The organism is Pseudobacter ginsenosidimutans, from assembly GCF_007970185.1.
Taxonomy (GTDB): domain Bacteria; phylum Bacteroidota; class Bacteroidia; order Chitinophagales; family Chitinophagaceae; genus Pseudobacter; species Pseudobacter ginsenosidimutans.
Window position 1 is genome coordinate 6111018 of record NZ_CP042431.1, and the last position, 22984, is coordinate 6134001.

Genomic DNA, 22984 nt, shown 5'->3' on the forward strand with positions numbered 1-22984 from the left:
TTGCAAATGTTTGGTTGTTAAAAAATGAGAGATAACAGACTTATATTTTGATCAACTAAACTTTCCGGCCGGAAGTGCTTCGAACACTTCCGGCTTTTTTAGTTGGTCTTTCTGACCGGCGAAAATGAATAAGGTGGAATTGAATTGATCTATTGCTGTATCAGGAGCTTCCGGTTTTCCAGCCGGCATTTGACACCTATATCTTTCAATACACTCAGCAAACCGTCAAGTGTTACTCCTTTGGTGATCTTTCCGTATAGCTCGATATTTTTTGGAATGCCATTTTCGTAAACAACTTCGATATTATACCAGCGCTCCAATTGCCGCATTGCTTCATCGAAATCCATATTATCGAAATCGAATAGTCCATTCTTCCATGCCATGATCTTTTCGATATTGGCATGTCCAACGATCTTTATTTCAGTTCCGCTCAGCTGAGTAGTTTGCACCTGCGCCATCTGACCGGGTTTAAGCAATACCGACCGGCCGGAAACCACCTGCACACTGCCTTCCAGCAATGTGGTATTGATGCGTGGTTCATTATCATATCCATTCACATTGAATTTAGTGCCCAGCACTTCTACCAATGCTCTCTGGTTCACATTTACCCGGAAGGGCATTTTCATATTCTTCGCCACTTCAAAATATGCTTCACCGGTAATCACCACGCGTCGCTCAGTTCCAGTAAAAACAGTGGGATAGCTGATAGAGCTTGCGCTATTGAGCCATACTTCTGTTCCATCAGGCAATGTCAGCCGGAACTGCCGGCCCGCGGGTGTTGACATTGTATTGATCACTGCCTCATGGCCATTGGCTTCATACAACAATTTCCCGTTTTCCACTTTTGCCATTGCGCCACCCTGCAGGGCTACCACTCCGTTCTGAATAGTATCCAGGAGCACCCTCGTGCCATCGTGGAGGGTCAGAATAGCGCCATCTCTTCCGGGTTGGATCTGCGCAATGCCGGCAGGTTGTGTAGTTTTTGAATGGGTATTGAAAAAGAGGTAAGCTCCAATGCATAATACCAACAGGATGGATGCAGCTGCCCAATGCCAGTGGCGGAGAAAATACCGTCGAGTTGATGGTAATTGAATCAGATCCCCGGAAGGATGATCAACTTCTGTGATCTGGTTGATCAGTTCCTGGAGATGAGAATCATTGTAGGTGATGTTGATGTCCGCTGGATGCTCCATCATTAATTCTGTATATAACTGCACCAGCTCAGTATCGTTCTGGTCCTCCAGGGCCAGCACCAGCTCATTTCTTTCCTCAGGTGAAAGCTGATGATCATAAACACGCCCGATCAGGTATAGTAGTCGTTCCTTTTCCATTACAAATAGCTTATCCTTATGAAATCATGGTCCTTTCTAATAGATGCTGCTTTTGGGAAGCACTACTAATCCCCCCGTGAAAAAATCTTAGAAAATTTTCAGTAACAGGTAAATGAAAAGAGAAAAATTATATCCTGAACGTGTAAGATGTTCCCGGATTTGCCGAAGGGCGGCAGATAAGGTGTTATGAACAGTTTGAACAGAAAGGTTCAGCTCTGCTGCAATCTGGTGGGAAGTGTATCCTTTTTCACGGCTCAATTTGTAGATCCTTTGTCTTTGTTCTGAAAGGCTATTCACAGCTTCTGCAACCAGGGATTTGATTTCCCGGATCTCCATTCCGGTACCGGGTGAACCTTCTTCTGACAAAACAGTTCCCCGGGCCAGTAAGCGGTCAGCTTTTTCCTGTTGTCTTAATTCTTTCCGCAGGCGTTGGAGTTGCTGGCGGCTTGCAACAGTGAACAACCAGTTCCTGAAATTATTTATTTCAGGCAGTTGGTCCCTGTTCAGCCAAACCCTGAGAAAGGTTTCCTGTATTACTTCGTCCGCATTGGTTGGTGAACCTGAGATCTTCACCCAAAACGGATGCATGAGTGGTACATAATGCTTGTAAAGAATGGCAAAAGCCTTTTCATCGCCATCTGCAATACGGATCAGCAGTTCTTTTTCTTCGTATGATTGGTTGATCAGCAAGAGAACATCAGGTATTTGCCTGAATTACAATACTAGAATAAATAATTGATAATTTTTTCCATTTTTCCATCCATGATCTTTTCACGGCATCGTCCTTATAGTAATCAACGATTATGAACTATCTGGACTGGCTACCGAAATTCGCAGCTGGTACGGCCACCGATGCCGAGCGCGATGCATTCAATAACTGGCTTCAAAGCCTTTCGCCTGAAGCATTCCGGGAAGTACTTGCACAATATGAAGCATTACTATCGACCCAACAACAATTAGGACCACACAATGAAAGGATGCTGCAAAACATCCTTTCGAAACTGGAAAATGAAAAAAGCACGGCGCCTGTCCGCTCCCTCTCCACCGGCAAGTGGTTAAGGTATGCAGCCGCTGTACTGGTTTTGCTGGGCATCGGAACCTGGTTCCTTTTGCGCAAACAACAAGATCCGCAGACGCTGGCAACAAAGGAAAAAACAGAACAACCTGCCAGCCCGGACATTCCTCCCGGCACAGCAGGTGCGCTACTTACGCTGGCCGATGGACGAACCATTCTGCTCGACAGTCTGCAACCCGGCGCCATCGCCGAGCAGGGCAGTAATATTTTGTTGAAAGATGGAGAACTGAGCTATACGCACTGGCAACAGAACGGCAGCTCTTCCACTACCCTCTTCAACACCATGCAAACGCCCCGTGGCCGCCAGTTCCAGCTCACGCTGCCCGATGGCACCAGGGTCTGGCTGAATGCGATGAGTTCTATCCGCTTCCCTGTTGCCTTTCCCGGCAATACGCGTGAAGTGAGCATTACCGGTGAAGCTTACCTGGAAGTGGCAAAGGATGCCAGCAAACCATTCATGGTGCACAGCAATGGCATCACTACCGAAGTACTGGGCACCAGCTTCAACGTGAATGCCTATGATGATGAAGACGCTACACGCATCACATTGCTGGAAGGGAAAGTGAGAGTGCACGACCAGCACAGCAGCATGGAACTGAAACCCGGCATGCAGGCAAGACAAAACAGTACAGGCATTAAACTGGCGGAAGTAGACACTGACCAGATCATCGCCTGGAAAAATGGATTGTTCAATTTCAACCAGATCAGCCTCCAGTCTGGTTTGCGGCAGATCGCGAGATGGTACGATGTGGAAGTGGTATACGAGAAAAATGTACCGGGTATCACGTTCGCGGGAAAGATCCAGCGCAACCTGAGCCTGCAGCAAATATTGAAAGGACTGGAAGACGATCAGGTGCATTTCAGGATCAAAGGAAAGAAACTGATCGTATCGCCATAAAAGTTTTTCGTTAAGGCTCAAAAAAAGAACTGCTCCGGGTAGTGACCGGAACAGTTCAGGATTCTGAGTTCGTTCATAAATAAGTCCGGCAAGACTTGTATCTATTAGTTAACCCAAAACTGTTACAAAAGTATGCAATTAAATGTTGCAAAATCCCGGGTGACTGCGGGATGGCTTTGTAATCCAACTGCTTTGCACCAAACTGCTGAAACGCCCGTTGGCGTTGGATTATCAGGGTCTCACCGCTTCAACCTGCACCAAACTTTGCGCGTAATGAGACTGACCGCTTTTATGCTTCTCTCCTTCTGCCTGCATGTGAGTGCAACCAGCAATTCACAAACCGTGACCTACTCCGGCAAGGAAGTGTCGCTTGAAAAAGTATTCGCTGCTATCGAAAAGCAGACGGGTTACTTCGTGGTATGGAAAACCAACATGCTGCAGCAGACCAAACCAATCACCATCGATGCAGAAAACCTGCCCCTGCAGCAATTCCTTCAGGAAGCGCTGAGAGATCAGCCGCTGGATTTCACCATCGAGAACCAAACCATCTTCATCCGCATGATGGCTGTGCGGGCCGTACCATCCATCCCCCGGCTCTACGTAACGCCGCAGTCCGCCCCTCCCACAGGTGGCCGGATCACGGACGACAGAGGCCGCCCTCTCTCCGGCGTGAACGTATTGGTACGCGGCACCACCCGCGGCGCCACCACCGATGCCGATGGCAATTTCAAACTTGCCGCCAATGCCGGCGATATACTGGTGATCTCTTTCATCGGTTACCAGACCAGGCAAGTGACTGTTCCCGCCAGCCTGGTAGTGAATGTATCGCTCGTGAAAACCGCCATGGAGCTCACTGACGTTGTGGTGAGCGGATTCCAGGACAGGAAGAGGGCAGTAACAGTTGGATCCATCTCCTCCGCCACTGCCAAAGACCTGGAGAATGCAGGCATCACCACTTTTGAAAAAGCATTGTCCGGCAAACTATCGGGCGTGTATGTACGAAGCCAGTCGGGTCGCCCGGGTGAAGTAGGCAATATCATCATCCGCGGTATCAATACGCTCACCGGAAATGCAGAGCCGCTCTATGTGCTGGACGGAATGCCACTGCAAACAGGTGAAGTGTCCGGCGGTATGAACAGCCTTATCACCAACGGTATCGGAAATATCCCTCCTGAAAATATCGAAAGCATCACCATCCTGAAAGATGCCACCGCCGCTTCCATTTACGGTGCAAGGGCCGCCAACGGCGTGATCGTGATCACCACAAAAAATGGAAAAGTGGGCAATGATTATGTGAACTATTCCGGTAAATACGGCATCACCCTTCGTCCGGAGAACAAGTTCAACTTCATGAACTCTGCTGAGAAGATCGCATTCGAAAGATCGATCGTGGAAGACTTTCGTCCCAATTACGAAAAAGGCGGTCGCGTTATCCAGCTCACCAATCTTGCAGACAAAGGCGTGATCACTTACGAAGAAGCTGAACGGAGGATCGCAGAACTGGAAAAAACGAATACCAACTGGATCGATCAGCTCTACCGCGTTGCGCAAAGCCAGAGCCACAATATCAGTTTCAGTGGTGGTAATAACAAAACCACTTATTTCGCCAGCTTTAATTACCAGGATGCACAGGGAAGCCTTATCCAGAACAGGTTCCAGACTGGTGGCCTCAATATGAAGCTCTCCCGTTTTGTTACTCCTGATCTTCTCTTCAGGGTGAATGTGTATGCTACGATCAAGAAAAATATGGAAGGTCAGGCAGGCACTGATCCGTTCAAATATGCAGTGTTTGCCAACCCTTACGAGAAACCTTACAATGAAGACGGTTCCTATGCTTCAGACATGACTTACCGCGAGATCCCTTACACAGTGGGCACTTCATCTTCTTTATACTATTCCAATTTCAATATGATCCGTGAGCTGAAAGAGAATAAGCTCAGCAATACCTATGGTAATATCAGAGGACAATTCAGCCTGGAATACACTTTCCTGCGCAATTTCAAATACACGGGGAATATCGCAGCCAGCTACACATCAGTGCAGGACAAGGATGAATCCTTTGCAGGCACTTACCGCTCCTGGGTGCGGAACTGGCTCAACAGCGCTTCCACCGGGTCCCTCGGCGTGCTGCCCGAACATAACAGGGGCTTCCTGCAGGAAAGCAGTGGCCGCACAATGGATTACACCGTGCGCAACACGATCGAGTATAATAACACTTTCGCAGGAAAACATTTTGTACAGGGTTTCTTCGCCAGCGAATTCGGCGCAGTGAAGAACGATCAGTTCAGGCATTTCAATCCTATCTATTTGCAGGAATACGCCATTGCTGGTTATCCCAGCTGGGACCTCGTTGCCGATACCCGCTTCATGAATCTCAGGCTGGAAGCGCTCGGAGGAACAGGAACAAGAGAAAACAGGACAGCCAGCTTCATCGGCTCTGCCGCCTATGCATACGATAACCGTTATGTGGTGAACGGCAACGTTCGCTATGATGGTGTTGATATCATCGGTTCAGACAACCAGTTCTCACCACTCTGGTCTGCCGGTGTAAAATGGAATGCGCACAATGAAAAATTCCTGAAAGATCATGAAGATGTACTCAGTCGCCTGGTGGTATCGCTGGGTTATGGTTACAGGGGAAGCATCAACAGAAGTGTATTGCCTTTCCACACGTATACGCTCAGCACTAACGTTTACGCCAATACGTCTGTGTCTGACCTGTTCAATTATGGTAACCCTGTTATCAAATGGGAACAGAAAAAAGAAACCAATCTCGGACTGGAGCTTTCGTTCTTCAAAGGCCGCTTCAATACAGAGTTCCGCTACTTCAACGAAGAAGTGTCTGACCTCCTGGACCAAACCAAAACGCCGCCATCAGTTGGCCGTCAGTCTGCCTTCGTGAATGTTGGCAATCTCACCAACAAAGGCTATGAACTGAGCTTCCGCATGGAAGTGGTGAAATCGAAAGACTGGTTATGGGAGATCGGAGGTAACTATACCAAAGTGAACAATAACCTCACGAATGTATTCCAGAAACAGGTGCCGGACATCTCGGACTCTTCTGCGTTGGACATCCAGGGTTATCCCGTGGACAGCTGGTTCGGTTACAAGTTCTCTCACGTGGATGAACAAACGGGCGACCTCATCGTGTACGCACAGAAAGCCAGTACGAAAGTGGTGAACGGTAATGTACAAACGACGTATGAAGATGCGCTCATCAACCTGAGCAGGATCACCGATGCAGACCTGAAAGCCGTATACCGCCCCTATTACCTTGGTCATTACAATGCCGATTTCTACGGCGGTTTCAACACACGCCTTACCTACAAAGCGTTTGAATTCACTGCCAGCTTCGTGTATGCAGGAGGAAATATGATCGAGAGTTTCCGGGACAGGCGTGAAGGTCCCAGCAGAGGTGTTGATGATATCAGCGCCAGCAGGACCAACCGCCTCAAGGAAAATGCTTACCGCTGGCGTCAGGCGGGAGATATCACCAATATCCCGCATTCAGGAACAGTTCCAGCAACTATACCAGAACGCTGATCAGCACGGATATCGAGAAAGGCGATTACATCAAATGCAATGAGATGAGCATCAGCTGGAGGGCACCCAAGTCCATCATCGGCAGAACTGCCATGAAAACCCTGAAAGCCACACTGGTGGCAGGAAACCTGTTCATCATCAGCCCTTACAGCGGAACAGATCCTGAAAGCCGTCTGCCTTTCGGCTATCCCAATACCAGGAATTTCGCTTTGTCATTAACCGTTGGATTCTAAAAAATGACTGCAATGAAAAGAAACAAATTCATCATAGCCCTCACAGTGATCAGCCTGCTGGCTTCAACAGGTTGTAAGAAATACCTGGACCTGGCTCCCAAGAACCAGCGGACAGTTACCACTGCGCAGGATGTAAAATCCCTGCTGGCAAACTACCTCCGCTCCATTACCACTTTTGGCGTGGCCCCCAAACCCGGCACCACCACCACTTCCATCAATGCGATGTGCCCGGTGTACGCCAACCTGATGTTTGAATCGTATTCAGATAATATCGATTTTGATGTGGCACTCACGCAGACCTATCTGAAGTCGAACAATATCCACCAGACACAGGAAAAAGTGTATGCCGACTGGCTCTTATGGAATGATTACAATTCACCCACGAAGATCTGGACGGAATACTATCAGCTCATCGGCTTCTTCAATGCACTTATAGATCAGATGCTGGAAGAAGTGAAAGATGGTACGCCTGCCCTCCGCGATCAGCTGCTGGGAGAAATGTACGCCACCCGCGCTTACTATTTCTTCAAGCTCCTGCAATATTTCGGTCAATATAAAAATGCAGCGCTCGGTATTCCCGTTTACCTGCATTCAGGAAAAGAAGTACTGTCTGTGGACATGTCCAGGAAATCACATGCAGACGTATACAAGACCATCCTGGAAGACCTGAACAATGCCATGCAGATGGCGGAAAGAACACAGCCGCTCACTGGTTACAATGTGCTGTTCAATAGTCGATATTTACATCATCTCACTGCACAAGTGTATTGGTATAAGGCCGAATCGCCCGCAAAAGAAACAGGCGACTATGACCAGGTGAAAACACATGCCGCTATTGCAGCAGAGAATACTGAAAGCGTAATTCCTGTAACCGGCGCCAATATGATCCTGGCTCAATCCGGCAAGCTTACGGATTACCCGGCAGTCTGCATGGAGAACAATATTCAGGGAGGCGTCAGCGCTATTTATGGAAGTTGTTACCAGTACCTGGCTGCGTTCAGTCCAGAGAATATTCCTTTGAAAGCAGATTTCTGCGCCCTTTTCAAACCCGGAGATATCCGTAATGCTATTTACTTCAATGCCAATCCCGCTGTTGCTGGTGGTAAAGTAGGTCCTGAAGGGCAGGTACTCAACTGGGCCTGGCCTTCAGACGGATCAACCATCGGAAGCGTTAAGAGAGGGAACCTTTCGCTGCTCAGACCGGAAGAAGCCTGGCTGATGCTGGCTGAAGCACAGTTCCGGAGTAATCAACCCGGTGATGCCATTATCACTTTGAACAAGTTCAAGAGCTTCCGCAATGCAGGCACAGCTGATGGCCTCTCAGGTGATGCGCTGTTGCAGGAGATCATCGATGAAAGAAGGAAAGAATTCTTCGGGGATTCGGATAAACGCTGGCTGGACCTGAAACGCTATGGCGGCAAAACCATCACCAGGAATTTGCGTTTCTTCCAGAAGGAATACACGCTGAAGGCCGAGCCCAACGATTATCACTATGCGCTTCCGATCCCCCTCGTTGAAATTCAGCAAAACAGGAATATCGTTCCCAACGAAGGTTGGATCACCATTGAATACTAATTGCATTTGTTCAACATACAGAAACACTTATTATGAACAGGAAATTATTATGTGTTGCGGCCCTGCTTGTATTGTTGCTCAGCAACTGCAAAAAGGACAGCTACGATTATAAAATGTACTCGCCCGCATTGAGCGATGTGGACTCCATATATCTATCAGCAACTGATAAAATGCTGATAGCCGATGGACAGGCCAAACTGAAATTCATTGTGGAAGCCTTTCGCCTGGTGAAACTGCCTTCCGGTAAGGATTCTATGGAGAAGATCATACTCGATCAGCTGCCCGCCAATTCCATTAAGATCATCGAGGAAAGATCCGGAACGGAAGTGGGCATGGAATATTCCACTTCCACCCTTCCTTACGATACCGTGAAATTCCATGCAGTGATCGGTGATAAGCAGTCAACCACAAAAGCAGTTGCGCTTCGCGCTAAGCCGGGCCTGCCACAGAAATTATATGTGGATGTGATTTTTCATGTTTGGGAGCTGAACACCACACACCCAACCTATGATGTGTCGTCTTATCAACCAGTCACCTACGAAATGTTACAGACAGCGATCCAGAATATCAATAGCGCTATCAACAACAAATTGAGCAGCAGTCCCAACGGGGCTTCCGCCAATATCGAATTCAGACTGGCCACCAAAAACCAGAACGGCGCCACCATGATCCAGCCCGGTTTCAATAAGGTCGTGTACAGCGATAATGTAAAAGTGAACCCGCTGGCCACCACTTTCAATCCCAATGATTTCACCAATTACATCAATACCAATAAAGCCACACTGATCTGGAAACCGAAAGAATTCCTGAACATCCACGTCCTGCCTTACGGCTCCAACACCAGCATGGGAACTGCACGCGCCACCAAACAACTGGCGCCGCAACCCGGAGAGGAACTGATACCTGGTGTAGCAGGCATTGCCGCCAATGAAGATGATTTCGTTACAGATTATGTGAACACTGTTTGCGGCATGCCACGTACACTCTTCTTTCCCGGCTTTGAAAGGAAGATCGAGATCTTCCAGTTCATCGGCGAGTTCTATGGCCTGTATGTTCCAACCTATCGCGCCAATATCACCAATTCAGATTATTGCTATGATACCAGGGAATACAATACCTCTAACCAAAGCAATTATGTGAATGCTTTGAAGATCGGAGTGGATAATGAGAAATATGTAGCGGACAATGTGATGGACGATAGCCGTTATCCGAGCCTGCTCAATTCCATTACACTGGACCAGGTGAACAGGATGCGCAGTGTGCTGGCCCGCTGCCCCGGCAGAATGAATGCAAAAACACAATAATATACAATGAAAAAAATCGCCCTGCTCCTTGTTACCGGATTTGTTTCGGTACTCGCAACAGCTCAAACCCCGATTGAGTTCAAGCTGAACGGTCAGATCAAAGATGTAAAAGAACCCGCCAAAGTAGCGATGGTATACTTTGCTGATGGTAAACGACAATCGGACACCGTTGAGCTTACCAAAGGTAAGTTTGCTTTCAAAGGAAAAATCAACAGTCCTGTAAAAGCAATTCTCGTTGTACTGAAAAGCAGCGATAACCCCAGGATGATGCTGAGCATCGGTTATGGCGGTGATGTGATGGGACGCGATGGAAGACAGGTGTACCTCGACAAAGGCACTATCACCCTGAAAGGCGACAGCCTCAAAACTGCTACCATCAAAGGTTCTGCAGCCCAGCTCGATTTCGATCAACTACAAGCCCTCCGTCAGCCTGTAGTGAACAAACTCGATGCCATCAACAAAGAACTGTCCAGCCTTTCCGACAACAGGGAAAGTGAAGAGTACAAAACAGTTTACGCCAAACTGCTCACAACGATGAAAGAGTTTGGACCGATAGAAGAAGCTTTCATTGCATCACATCCGGACTCCTGGGTAAGCTGGCATACGCTCACAGGTAAGAGTATCATCAGCGATGTAAAAAAACTGGAAGGGCAGTTCAATGCGATGAACGCTTCATTCCGTAACAGTGCGGAAGGCAAAAAACTGGAAGAGAAGATCCGGAAATCTTACAAAACAGCTATGGGCGCTGTAGCTCCCGAGTTTGCACAGAACAATCCCGAAGGACAGCCGGTAGCACTTTCATCGCTCCGCGGCAAATATGTACTGATCGATTTCTGGGCCAGCTGGTGCGGTCCCTGCCGTGCAGAGAACCCCCATGTGAAAGCAGCCTATGAGAAATTCAAGGACAAGAATTTCGAGATCCTTGCCGTATCGCTGGACAATAAGAAAGACGCCTGGGTACAGGCCATCGAAAAAGATGGACTGCCCTGGCTGCATGTAAGCGATCTGCTCGGATGGAAGAATGCAGTGGCTGAACAATATGATGTGAAGGCCATTCCACAGAACTGGCTGCTGGATCCCAATGGTGTGATCATCGGTCAGAATATGCGCGGAAAAGAGCTGGAAGAAAAACTGGCATCAGTATTGAAGTGATCTTTCTACCTGATCTCTCAATAAAAAATCCGGGCTGCGAAATACAGTCCGGATTTTCATTTTTGTATTGTTCTATTATTATTTCACGCGTACATACTTCTCGATGATATACCTGTCGATCCCCAGATCGGCCAGTTTCTCCACACCCCGTTGTATCAGTGTATCATTACTGATGCTGACAGTGAACTCAAAGCTTCTTCCCTCCCATTCCCGGTAACTGCAGAACTCAAGCAGCTCCGTGTATTTATCATCTTTCAATGAATAGATTCCGCCGCCGCCATCATAGATGGCTGTGTCCTTTCCTTTGGAGAGATCATGACGGAGAAAAGAGAAATGAGACTCGTTGATGATCTTGATCATCTTCTGTCCTTTTGTATAATCCGTTACTACAGTATCATTTTTAGTAATAGCGGTTCCGGTGAGCAATTGCCAGGTGCCCTGGATAGGAAGTTCTTTCGGGCCGGGAGCCTGACAGGAAAAAAAGACAACTGAAACTAACGTTGATACATAGCGGATTTTGATCATATAGACAGGTTTGGGGATGATCTTCATCAAATATAAACATCAAATCACAATTATCGAAGTTCTACTACAGATAGATAGTAGTACGGCTACGCATGAAAGTTATTGCCTGAACTACTTTTACCGGACACACAGGAAAATCAAACTTATGAAGAAACTTTTACTCGTTTGCCTGCTATTGGCAGGTTCAGTATCCTCGTTATTTGCAGTAGACTACTATTGGGTAGGCGGTGCAGGAAGCTGGACCGATATCAACCACTGGGCCACCGCTTCTGGTGGTACTACCAAGCACTCCATTGTTCCCTCAGAAAATGATAACGTATTCTTCGACGCCAACAGCGGACTGTTGAATGGCAATATCGTAACGCTCCCTGCTAACGGTGACGCCTATTGTAAGAATATGAGCTGGGCGGGTGTTACCACTACAGCTTCTTTCCGCCGTGGCGGTGGTGGCTATTCCATTCACATTTATGGCAGCATGGAACTGGCAGCTTCCGTTACTTATGGTATGCAGGCTATTTATTTTGACGGGCCGGACGATGTTACGATCCGTTGTAACGGAGCTGGCCGGGTACCGGTAATGGGATGGTATAATCCTTTTTACATCAATAAACCAGGCGCTACTGTCAAGCTGCTGGATGACATCCCTTTAGCATTGCAGGTGAATGATCTCCTGCTGAGTGCCGGCACCCTGGATCTGTCTGGCTTCAACCATACTTTCTGGCAAATGCGGGCCAACCATAATACGGCAGCCACCATCGATATCAGTAATGCCATCATCAATAATACAGTCCACTGGGATGTGAGAGGGCTCAATAAGACTGTGATCACAACCAATTCTGTGATCAATACAGTTACGCTCTATACAGATGGCAATGTGTATAATGAAGTGAATGTTTCAACTACCGGTACGGATATGGCTATCAACGGTACTACGATAGACAAGCTCACTTTCGTTACCCCAGCTGCCGTAAATGGCAGTGTACGTATTGGAGCCAACAACATTATCAATATACTCGAATTCAAAGGCGGCGGCACGTTGCGCGCCGGCGGAAATGTGATCAATCAGCTGATTGTAGCACCCGGCAAAGGATTGATAGCTTACGGTAATAATACCATCAATACCCTGTTCCGCATGAATACGCCTGACTGTAGTGGTCTGGCTGAGCTCACAGGCGCCACCAATGAAGTGGTCACCCTGACCTTTGGCTCCGGCGCAGTACTGGACCTGAAGAACCTGTTCATAACAAATATGATTGCAGCAGGAAGCGTTACCCTTCCCGTAGACGTGGTGGGCGCAGACGGTGGCAACAACACCAACTTCAATATCACCAATCCCCTCACCGGCACCACACTGTTCTGGGTAGGCGGCTCGGGTGACTGGAACGATAATGCACACTGGTCCGCCACAAGCGGCGGTACCGGCGGATACTGCGTTCCTTTCAAAGCCGATAATGTAGTTTTTGACAATAACAGTGGATTTGCCGCAGGCAACAATTTAGTTACCACCAGTTCCAATACATGGTGTAACAGTATGACCTGGACCAACATTGCAGTACCTACCACCTTCGTTGAAAGCGGCAGCTATACAATGGAAGTGTACGGATCAATTGTTTTGGATCCTAAAGTAACCATGACTGCGAACCTGTTATTGAAAGGCACTGCTGCATCCACACTCACCACTAATGGTGCAGGGCTGGGCGGCCTTGGTATCGATATCAGCAGAACCGGCACGGATGGCGGTCTTACACTTGTGGATGATTTTGTGAATCCCAACGCCACACTGCGTCTCTCACTCGGAAAACTTCTGATGTCAGGCCGTACCGTGGATCTGTTCTTTTTCGCCAGCAATACCAGTGGCGCCAGGGTTATGGATCTGACCAATGCCACCGTTAACGTACGCGAAACCTTTTCCATCAGTGGAACAGGCAGAACCTGGGTTGGTAATGGCGCAGGTTTGACTGTTAACTCTGCCAGGTATTTTGTAGTGGATGGACTCAACTACCCTACTGTTAACCTTAGCTCCCTGGAAAACGTGTTCGATATCAGGAACGCTACTATCGGCACACTCACATTCACCAACACTGCCGGTAATTCCAATGCGAGGATCCTGGCCAACAATACTATCACAACGCTGGATTTCAGAGGCGGCGGTAATATTGCACAAACCGGCAATACTATCGGAACACTGCTGCTGGCGCCTTCCAAATATTATGGATTCACCGGCACCAATACCATCACTACCCATTTACGATTCAACAGCCCAGCCTGTTCCGGATTGGGTGAAATGCGCGGCATCAACGGTGTGTTGTCTACCCTGAACTTCGGACCATCCGCCACTACCGATCTGGCGAATGTTTATATCCAGAATATTGCGGCTACAGGCAGCATCACTCCCATTACGGTTTCCGGTGCAGATGCAGGCGGCAACTCTGGTTTCACCATCAACAGCAATGCCGGATCAGCCAGATACTGGGTTGGCGGCAGTGGAGACTGGAACGATGCCAACCACTGGAGCTTAACATCCGGAGGCACAGGCGGAGCCTGTGTACCTACTGTGAATGACGATGTATTCTTCAATGCACAAAGCTTTACATCCGGCAGCAGCACCGTTACCACTACCGGTAACATATATGCTAAGAATATGGATTGGACAGGCGCTACCAATGCACCTGTGTTCAATGAAAGCACAACTTTCGGATTCGAGCTTTGGGGTAACCTGGTGATGAATCCCGCAGTGACCATGAATGCTACTGCCATCTTCATGGGAAGTACCAACACTACCCTCAATACCAACGGAAGCACCCTCGGCAATTTCGATTTCACATTGAATAAGCTGAATGGCAGCCTCAGCCTGGGATTGAATGATGATCTCAACAATCCCCAAACATTCATCACCCTGCAAAGAGGCACATTGAATGTTGCCAACAGAACGCTTGTTGTGGAGGCCATCAGCGATGAAGGCTCTACAAATGCTACTGCTATCGATATCAGTAACTCTAATTTCACAGGTGGCTGGAGATATAACGGTACCAATAAAACGCTCAATGCAACCAATTCTTTATTGAATGCTGCTACATTCCTGGTAAATGGCGGTGTTTATAACAAAGTGAATGTTGCCAGTATAAACACCACTTACGTGGCAGTCACCAATACCACAGTAAGCAAATTAGTGTTCACCAGTACTGCGCCATTAGCCAACATGAATATAGCGGCTGGTAATACCATCGATACACTCGAATTCAAATCAAGAGGCAATATTACCGGCACAGGTAATAATATTGGTACGTTGATCTTTGCTCCCGGAAGACAATACACTTTCGCCAATGGCACCAACACTACTGTTACCAACGCATGGTATGGTAGCGGCACTCCCTGTAACCTTACAGATATTTCCGCTGCAACCACCGCCACTGTTACGGTGAACGGAGATCCTGTGAACCTGGATTATGTGCTCCTTTCCGGTATCACTGCCGCCGGTACAGCTGCACCATTCCACGCGTATGAACATAGCCGTGACCAGGGACGCAATACCAACTGGACCATCGAGCCATATGCAGGTTCCAATCCAATCCTCGGACTGGGGCCAGATATCACCATCACAACCGATGATCTGCCTTATGTTCTCAGAACAGACGGCTTTTTCGGCTCGCCACTCTCGAACTATCTCTGGAACGATAACAGTACAGGTGATACCCTGGAAATTACAGCAGCCGGCACTTACAGCGTGAACGTTGGCTTCCCTGACGGTTGCAGCATCCCTGATCAGATTGTAGTGACCGTTGTGGCGCCACTGCCCATCACGCTCACCAGCTTCACTGTGAAATCAGTGAACTGTGCACCGGTACTCAGCTGGTCAACTACCGATGCCGTGAACTTCCACAGGTTCGAGATCGAGCGCAGCAGCGATGGCCGTAACTTCCAGCCAGTAGGTTCCATCCATTTCAATGCTTCAGTTAGCCGTTACAGTTATACCGATAACAAAGCTGGTGAAGGCAGGTTCTTCTACCGCCTCCGCCTGGTTGATATCGATAACAAATATGAGTACAGCAATATCATTTCACTCAGCAACAACTGCGGTGGCATCCTGGAAGTAACACCAACTGTTACAGCAGACCTGGTGCAGGTAACACTGCCCGGTGGTTATGAGAATGCCAGGATCCGCGTGTTCAGTGCAGCAGGACAGGAAATGTCTGCCCGTCTCAGCGGCAACGGCAACAGGAAGACCATTGACCTGAGCAGCTTTGCCAAAGGTTACTACTTTGTACAAGTGAACAACGGAGTGGAACTGAAGACCTTCAAAATAATGAAGAAATAAAAGGACGGTTTATTTTCGTGATACAAACAGCGCGCCGGGCAACCGGTGCGCTGTTGCTTTTTGCAATACTGATACAGGCGGAATTGATAAATCTGATACTGTTTTTGTTGGAGGATATTCACCAAATTTGAATAACAAAACCTGTTGCCATGATACCTTTAGCTGAGCTTTGGATATTCATCATCGCCGCATTTGCGCTGGTGATCACACCCGGTCCGAATATGCTGTACCTCATCTCACGTTCCATCACACAGGGAAAGAAGGCAGGACTGATCTCGCTGGTGGGTGTGGTATTGGGTTTTCTCTTCCATGCACTGATGGTGAGTTTCGGGCTCACGGCTATCTTCATGGCCATTCCCTATGCCTTCCTGGTTTTGAAAACCCTGGGCGTGGGATACCTGCTCTGGCTGGCTTTCCAGGCCGTCAGGCCTTCAGGCAAAAGTATCTTTGAAGCACGTACAGACCTGAAGCCAGACAAACCAGGCAAACTCTTCACCATGGGCTTTCTTACCAATGTGCTTAATCCGAAGATTGCCGTTTTCTATCTTTCCTTTTTTCCACAATTCATAAAACCTGAGCAAGGTACGGTTCTGGCGCAAAGCCTGGAACTGGCGCTGGTGCAGATGAGCATTAGTTTCAGCATCAATTTTATCATAGTACTGAGCGCAGCAAGATTGTCTTTATGGTTCAACAAGAATCCTTCCTGGTTGAAAATGCAGAAATGGTTTATGGCCAGCGTGCTTACAGGACTGGCAGTGAAGATGGCTTTCACAAAAGTGAAATAAAAAAGCCGGATGATATCCGGCTAAATAGTATCTGAAATAATTTGGATCTAAAAGAAGATATCTACATAATCCACTGCTGCTCCCTCTTCGCAGTTGTCCATTTCCTGCAGCCGCCAGTACTTACGCACACCGCTGGCAAAGAAGGTGTAGGTACCGGTTTTGTCGCACACTTCATTATTGTTCATGGTCCTTACTTTGGTGAGAATGGTTCCTTCAAAACGCAGCCTGCGCGGAGTGAGCATGATGAGGTTGCCATCGATGCTGGCAAAATCCAGACTGTCTTCTGAACGTTGTTCCCCTTTTACATAATAGGTACTGTCGTTCACCTTCTTTATCTCCACAGATCCGAACTGCTCTCCCCATCCGATCCACTGAAGACTGAACTTATGCTTGCCTTCGCGGATAGTGGCGGGAGCAGGCGCTTCTTTTTCCTGGGCCATTCCGGAGAACCCGGCCAATACAACCGATGCAATTCCAAGTATTTTTTTCATGCGCTTCCAATACGGTTTTATGATCAATGTTTATGAACTAACGTAATCAGTTATCCGAATATCAATTTCAGTGCCAATGCTGCAAGGGCTCCTGCTAAAGTATTGCAGGCATTCACTTCATTGTTGCTGAGCCGGCCCCTGCGTTGAAAGGTGGCGCCCAGTAAAGAGTCTATATAATTTCCGGCAACACCTGCCAGAACAATGTAGATGGCATCCGCGCTAAATCCCTGCATGGCACTGTAAATGACGGCAATCACGGCAGCGGCCGCAAAGCCTGCCAGGGTGCCTTCCAGGCTGATCACACCATCCAGTCCACGCTCCTCTTTCCGGAAATTCTGCACATTCACAAATCGCTTACCCAGCACCGTTCCCAGTTCGGAGGCAACCGTATCGGCAGATGCCGAGGCAAGGCTGCCTGCAATCAAAAGTACAAACAATCCGCTATGTGCAGGATCCACGATAGCCAGTATGGAACAGATACCGGTTATTCCACCATTAGCCAGTACCTGCGCAATATTCCTTTCCTCGCTGTGTGGTTGTCCTGCCGTGACGTTCCGCTTCACTTTCTTTCCGAACCGCGATGCCAGTACGCCCATCATAAAAAAAGCGATGAGCAAAAAAGCGCCGGTGAAACTGGTTCCTTCCACCACTATCAAACCCAATAGGAAGGCTGTGAAGGCAGCGCCGGGTGTTAGTTTTCTTTTGATCACACAGAGGAACAATACCAACAGCATCGCTGGTCCCAGCCATCCCGGGCAGTACATCAGATCATATGGGCCCGAAAACGATTCTTCCATGCCGGCAAAATAGTGCTGTTTTCCATTTTTCCCATAAAAAGCTAACTTAAAGTTCATATTACTGCGCCGGGCAGCACAGTAATTTCGCGCACTATACTCAACAGTCCTTTTATGAAAAAAACCTTTCTAGCTCTCTGTTCCCTGCTGCTTTTGCAAACTGCATCGCAGGCACAGGAACAGCATGTAATACTGATCAGCATCGATGGCCTTCGTCCTGAATTCTATAAAGATCCCAGCTGGAATATGGTGAACCTTCGCCAGGCGATGGCTGAAGGAGCTTATTCAAATGGCGTGGATGGCGTGTTCCCTACCGTCACCTACCCTTCACATACTACCATGATCACGGGAGTGAAACCAGGCAAACATGGCATCAATTCCAATACTCCTGCAGAACCGCTGGGCATTACCGGCAAATGGAACTGGATGTACGATAGCATCAAAGTGCCTACTGTATTTGGTCTCGCAAAAGCAAAAGGATTGACTACCGCATCTGTGTTCTGGCCTGTTTCCGTTGGCTCTCCCGCCACCTGGAATGTTCCGGAATACTGGTACCTGTCCGCAGAAAAAGGAAAGCCCAGGATCATGGCAAAAGCTCTGCGCGAACATGCCAGCCCAAAAGGATTGTTCGAGGAACTGGAACAAAATGCAACAGGAAAACTGGATGAGAAAGATTTTGACGACGATTATCTCAATATCGATGAGAACCTCGCGCGTATGAGCTCTTATATCATTCAGCAATACAAACCCAATCTCCTCGCTGTGCACCTGGTGATGGTAGATCATTTCGAGCACGAGCAGGGCCGTGAGGGCGACAAAGTGCGTGCAGCCATTGCCGGTGTTGATCACGCTGTAAAGACCATCCGCGAAGCCGTGCAGAAAGCAGGCATTGCCGGTAAGACAACTTTCATTGTAACAGGCGATCACGGATTTGTAGACATTCATTCCGTCTTCGCTCCCAATACACTGCTGATGCAGGCAGGTTTGTATGATCCGCAGAAGCCTCAGGACTGGAAAGCTTATTTCCATACATCAGGCGGCGGCGCCATGTTATTGCTCCGCAACAAAAACGATAAAGCCACAAAAGAAAAAGTGCTGCAACTGCTGAAATCACTGCCTGCCACACAGCAACGCGGCTTTATCATCAAGACGCGCGAAGAACTGGATGCTATAGGAGCTGATCCCAATGCAGCTTTCGGTTTGACCGGTCAGCAGGGATTCACATTCACACCTGCAGCTACCGGTAATTTCATCAGACCAGGCAAAGGCGGCACGCATGGCTTCTTTCCTGATTTCAAGGAGATACAGACAGGCTTTGTGGCCTTCGGTAAAGGCATTCGCAAAGGAGCAGTGATCCCGCAAATGGGACTGGTGGATATCGCTCCGCTGATCAGCAAACTGCTGCAACTGGAATTACCTGAAGGCGATGGAATATTGTACGAAGGATTGCTCACCAAATAGTTCAAACACTCACTTCATACGGGCTGCTCCTTCACAACGGGAGTGGCCCTTTATTTTTTTCGAAGTGCAGGAATTTTGGCGCCGCGGGTAAGGTCCCAGTTGGCATTGTAGGATTTGCCGGATTGAGCAGTCACCCAAATGAATCCCAGTTCCTGTTTTGGATCTTTAATAAGTGGTAAAATGGAATCGCCCCAATCCTTCACCGGATCTCCAAGCCGCCACCAGCCCAGTTCTGCGCTGCCATTCATGCCATCTTCATCAGCCGGGTAGCCGAGCTGGAAAGCGCAGGCGGTTGGAGCGAATCGATTGGCCCAGTCTGCAAAGCTTTTGTTGAGCTCATCCAGTTTGCCTTCGGAAGCATCGTTGATGAAAATGAGATCGCCCTTGCCGCGGTAAGAGGGCGGCATATAATCAGCGTTGTAATGACGAAGGAAGAGACGGTAAGATGATTTGATGGATTTCAGTTTTGCATCCCAAACAGCCACTGCGGAATCGGTGGCTTTACCAAAATACTCCAGCTCGATACCCATGCCCACCACACAGCGATGGTGTTTGAATTTCTTCAGCCAGCTTTCCATTTCTGCAGGTATGTCCGTTGCCGTTATGCCTTTCTTCGGATTTGCTTTGAATGGAAACACTTCCAGGAATACCCTCACCCCGATCCTGTCCATATAATAGAGCCATGCCTCATGTGTTGCATCGCTGATGCCGGGATATGCCGGGGTGATCCTGCTCAGGTCTCCCACTGCCCAGGTGGCCCAGGGCGCCGAACCGGGAAATTTATTCTGCACATTGAAGATCACATTGGCAAGTGATTCCTTGGGAAGCGTTAACGATTGCCCGATCTTGATATCCAGTTTGATAATGCCGTCGCCCGCGCTTTTGCGGCTGGGTTGCCAGGCACCTGCCCATTTGAAAGCCGCATGGCCATTGCCCGACACGGGTTTAGCCTGCTTTCGCGGCATTGCGGCATAAGCAGCCGCAGCTGCGAGGATTACGATCAGTATTAGAGGTACAAGTACTTGCTTCATGGGTGGCCTGGTTCTGGGGAAGACAGGAAGATACAAAAACAGGAGCACTTTTACTACATATAATGCTGCAATTGATTGAGTTTGTTTAACAATGGAACCTGATCCAACCTCAAAAAGGACAAACCTTAAAAATATTCAGTGAAATATTTGCGCAGCTATATGACTGCACATATATTTGCAGTCATATAGCTGCAAATAAGATCATCACCAATTAAAACAATTGATATGTCTAAAAGAAATAAGATCGTATACTGGATCGCTACTGTATGGCTGGCATTGGGAATGGTATCCACCGGACTGGTGCAGGTGCTGCAGATGGAGAAAGAAATAGAGCCTGTAGTGAAACTGGGTTATCCTGCGTATTTCCTGATCATACTTGGCTCCTGGAAAATACTGGGCTCAGTGGTAGTATTGCTTCCCAAATTTCCCTTGCTGAAGGAATGGGCTTATGCAGGATTTTTCTTTACTACTACCGGGGCGATACTTTCACATCTGATGACTGGTGCACCGGTTACAGGAACATTTCCAGCTTTGTTGTTGCTGGTACTGACCGTGATTAGCTGGTATTTCAGACCGGCAGAAAGAAGGCTTGCGGCAGTTATTTCCCGTTAAACAGGATTTGATATAATAAGATGTTTGAAAGAAATGATGAACCCAGAAAAGACGTGATGATTTAAGATTAATTTATGGAAATTAGGACTTTGATTGACGATTATTAACTTGTCAATCAAAGTGAGTTTATGAGTCCAAAAGAACAATCAGACATTCGTAGAAAACTTAGGGTACTTAATCATGGAAAAGAGAGTGGAAACATTTCAAAGACATGCAGGCACTTCGGTGTTTCCAGGGAAACATACTATAAATGGAAAAGAGATTATGAGCAAAAGGGAGAGATTTCGCTAATCAATAGTAAACCGTGCCCTCAAAATCCTAAACTTAGAATCCCAGCGCATATTGAGGAGAAAATATTGCACCTCCGTACAACCTACCATTTAGGGCAATAAAGAATTTCTTGGTACTTGAAGCGTTATCACGACATTAAGGTTTCTCCTGTAGGTGTGTGGCATGTCCTAAGGAGAAATGGACTTAATAGACTTCCTAAAAATCAGCGTAAGCGGTCTATGGAGCAGTTTAAACGCTATGAAAAGCAAGTACCAGGTCATAGAATTCAAATTGACGTCAAGTTTTTGTCATTCACTGATAATTCAGGAAAAGAAGTAAAGCGATTTCAATACACGGCAATCGATGATGCAACTCGGGCCAGAGCACTTAAGATTTACCCCCGTCATAGCCAGAAAAATGCAGTTGAGTTCGTAGACTATGTCAGAAACAAATTTCCCTTTAGAATACACACGATTCAAACAGACAATGGTCATGAATTTCAGGCATTGTTTCATTGGCACTGCGAAGACCATGGTATTCGCCACGTATACATACGGAAAGCCAGCCCTCACCTCAACGGTAAGGTCGAAAGATCTCATCTAACAGATCAACAAGAATTTTACCAATTAATAGAATACAAAGATGACATCGATATAGAGAAAAAGCTATCAGAATGGGAGAACTTCTATAATTGCCATCGTCCGAACGGAGCGCTTAATGGGAAAACACCTTATGAAGTCCTGCGAGAGAAGCTGCAGCCTTCATAATTTTTCCCCTGATCGGCCGCCCCCAGAAATAGGTTGATCAGGGGAAAAATTTATATTTGGATTGTCAATCATAGTTCTGATCCGCACACTTTAATAAATTTTCGATTATGTCGTATTACAAATTTAAGCTAGCTGTAGATACTATTGAAACGGGACGAATTTTTCCGCAGGTGCAAAAAATGACAGCGGGCTATGATTTTGATGCTTCGAATTCAGTATATGCCATATCAAGAGAAACAGAAAAACTTCCCGAATATGAACCTAACCTAAACCATTTTTCCCTTCATGGCAGAGCTAAACTTACTGATATCCTAAGTGTTTCCGTAATTCATGGTGGCTTTTTGATCAGTGAAAAATTTAAGACTCTTTTGGAAAAGTTCACCCTTCCCACACATAAATTTTATCCAGCAAAAGTTCAGACGAAGAAACAGTTTCTGGATTATTACTGGCTCCACATTATTTGTAACCTTTCCGACTATGTAGATTATCCAAAATCAACCTTTTTTGTTTATTATAATTTTAGCAAAAATCTTGGTTACGTGGATGTACTTTCTAAAAATGAACTCATTATTAAGGAAGAAAAACTCAAATCAGATAATCCGGGAAAAACTGTAGCTATTTGGGCAGAGAAAATATACTTGAATTCTTCACTAAATACAAGATTTGATCTTTTCAAAATTGGAACTATCAATTCTGATTATTTCATTAGCGAATCTTTACGGCAATCCATTCATGAAGCAAAAATTACTGGTTGTGACATATCTGAAGCCAATAATCTCATTGTTCAATAGAAAGAAGGCTCACCTAACCACATTATTACTT

The 22984-nt window shown here is 47.2% G+C and carries 17 protein-coding genes and 1 pseudogene; 12 read left to right on the forward strand and 6 right to left on the reverse strand.

Annotation, left to right across the window (positions count from 1 at the left end; translation table 11 throughout):
• Positions 1-149 precede the first annotated feature (149 nt).
• Positions 150-1331: a FecR family protein gene (locus tag FSB84_RS24075; RefSeq protein WP_130540402.1), complete on the reverse strand. Its 1182-nt coding sequence runs from the start codon at positions 1329-1331 to the stop codon at positions 150-152.
• Positions 1332-1418: 87 nt separating this feature from the next.
• Positions 1419-2021, reverse strand: coding sequence for an RNA polymerase sigma factor (locus FSB84_RS24080; RefSeq protein ID WP_130540403.1), 603 nt, complete (start codon positions 2019-2021; stop codon positions 1419-1421).
• 113 nt (positions 2022-2134) lie between these two features.
• Here FSB84_RS24080 and FSB84_RS24085 point away from each other — a divergent pair, with 113 nt between their 5' ends.
• From FSB84_RS24085 to FSB84_RS24110, 6 genes are all read left to right on the forward strand, one after another.
• Entirely contained in the window at positions 2135-3304 is a 1170-nt protein-coding gene (locus tag FSB84_RS24085; protein WP_130540404.1) for a FecR family protein, read from the forward strand.
• A 192-nt stretch (positions 3305-3496) separates the two neighbouring features.
• On the forward strand, positions 3497-6847 hold the full coding sequence (locus tag FSB84_RS24090) for a SusC/RagA family TonB-linked outer membrane protein (RefSeq protein WP_158644093.1): 3351 nt from the start codon (positions 3497-3499) through the stop codon (positions 6845-6847).
• Between the two features lie 44 nt (positions 6848-6891).
• Positions 6892-7080, forward strand: coding sequence for a hypothetical protein (locus tag FSB84_RS24095; RefSeq protein WP_147122341.1), 189 nt, complete (start codon positions 6892-6894; stop codon positions 7078-7080).
• A 12-nt stretch (positions 7081-7092) separates the two neighbouring features.
• Positions 7093-8655 carry a RagB/SusD family nutrient uptake outer membrane protein gene (locus FSB84_RS24100; RefSeq protein WP_158644094.1) on the forward strand — a complete coding sequence of 521 codons (1563 nt, stop codon included), beginning with the start codon at positions 7093-7095 and terminating at the stop codon, positions 8653-8655.
• Between the two features lie 32 nt (positions 8656-8687).
• Entirely contained in the window at positions 8688-9959 is a 1272-nt protein-coding gene (locus FSB84_RS24105) for a hypothetical protein (RefSeq protein WP_130540407.1), read from the forward strand.
• 6 nt (positions 9960-9965) lie between these two features.
• On the forward strand, positions 9966-11111 hold the full coding sequence (locus tag FSB84_RS24110; protein ID WP_130540408.1) for a TlpA disulfide reductase family protein: 1146 nt from the start codon (positions 9966-9968) through the stop codon (positions 11109-11111).
• 78 nt (positions 11112-11189) lie between these two features.
• On the opposite strand, the gene FSB84_RS24115 is transcribed toward FSB84_RS24110, so the two are convergent.
• Positions 11190-11636: a hypothetical protein gene (locus tag FSB84_RS24115; protein ID WP_130540409.1), complete on the reverse strand. Its 447-nt coding sequence runs from the start codon at positions 11634-11636 to the stop codon at positions 11190-11192.
• A 145-nt stretch (positions 11637-11781) separates the two neighbouring features.
• On the opposite strand from FSB84_RS24115, the gene FSB84_RS24120 reads away from it, so the two are divergent.
• Both FSB84_RS24120 and FSB84_RS24125 read left to right on the forward strand, forming a co-directional pair.
• Entirely contained in the window at positions 11782-15951 is a 4170-nt protein-coding gene (locus FSB84_RS24120) for a T9SS type A sorting domain-containing protein (RefSeq protein WP_158644095.1), read from the forward strand.
• A gap of 149 nt (positions 15952-16100) precedes the next feature.
• Positions 16101-16736: a LysE family translocator gene (locus FSB84_RS24125; RefSeq protein WP_130540411.1), complete on the forward strand. Its 636-nt coding sequence runs from the start codon at positions 16101-16103 to the stop codon at positions 16734-16736.
• 47 nt (positions 16737-16783) lie between these two features.
• Here the strand turns inward: FSB84_RS24125 and FSB84_RS24130 are convergent, their stop codons facing one another.
• Complete coding sequence (locus FSB84_RS24130) at positions 16784-17227, reverse strand: hypothetical protein (RefSeq protein WP_130540412.1); 444 nt, start codon at positions 17225-17227, stop codon at positions 16784-16786.
• Between the two features lie 50 nt (positions 17228-17277).
• Complete coding sequence (locus FSB84_RS24135; RefSeq protein ID WP_158644096.1) at positions 17278-18024, reverse strand: DUF92 domain-containing protein; 747 nt, start codon at positions 18022-18024, stop codon at positions 17278-17280.
• 111 nt (positions 18025-18135) lie between these two features.
• On the opposite strand from FSB84_RS24135, the gene FSB84_RS24140 reads away from it, so the two are divergent.
• Positions 18136-19482: an alkaline phosphatase family protein gene (locus FSB84_RS24140; RefSeq protein WP_130540414.1), complete on the forward strand. Its 1347-nt coding sequence runs from the start codon at positions 18136-18138 to the stop codon at positions 19480-19482.
• A gap of 50 nt (positions 19483-19532) precedes the next feature.
• Here FSB84_RS24140 and FSB84_RS24145 read toward each other — a convergent pair whose 3' ends face one another.
• Positions 19533-20513, reverse strand: coding sequence for a hypothetical protein (locus FSB84_RS24145; RefSeq protein WP_130540415.1), 981 nt, complete (start codon positions 20511-20513; stop codon positions 19533-19535).
• A gap of 225 nt (positions 20514-20738) precedes the next feature.
• Between FSB84_RS24145 and FSB84_RS24150 the strand changes: the two genes are divergently transcribed.
• From FSB84_RS24150 to FSB84_RS24160, 3 genes and pseudogenes are all read left to right on the forward strand, one after another.
• On the forward strand, positions 20739-21125 hold the full coding sequence (locus FSB84_RS24150; RefSeq protein ID WP_130540416.1) for a DoxX family protein: 387 nt from the start codon (positions 20739-20741) through the stop codon (positions 21123-21125).
• Positions 21126-21253: 128 nt separating this feature from the next.
• Positions 21254-22162: pseudogene (locus FSB84_RS24155) on the forward strand (IS481 family transposase).
• Between the two features lie 107 nt (positions 22163-22269).
• A complete protein-coding gene (locus FSB84_RS24160) occupies positions 22270-22953 on the forward strand; it encodes an imm11 family protein (protein ID WP_130540417.1) in 684 nt (227 codons plus the stop codon).
• Positions 22954-22984 lie beyond the last annotated feature (31 nt).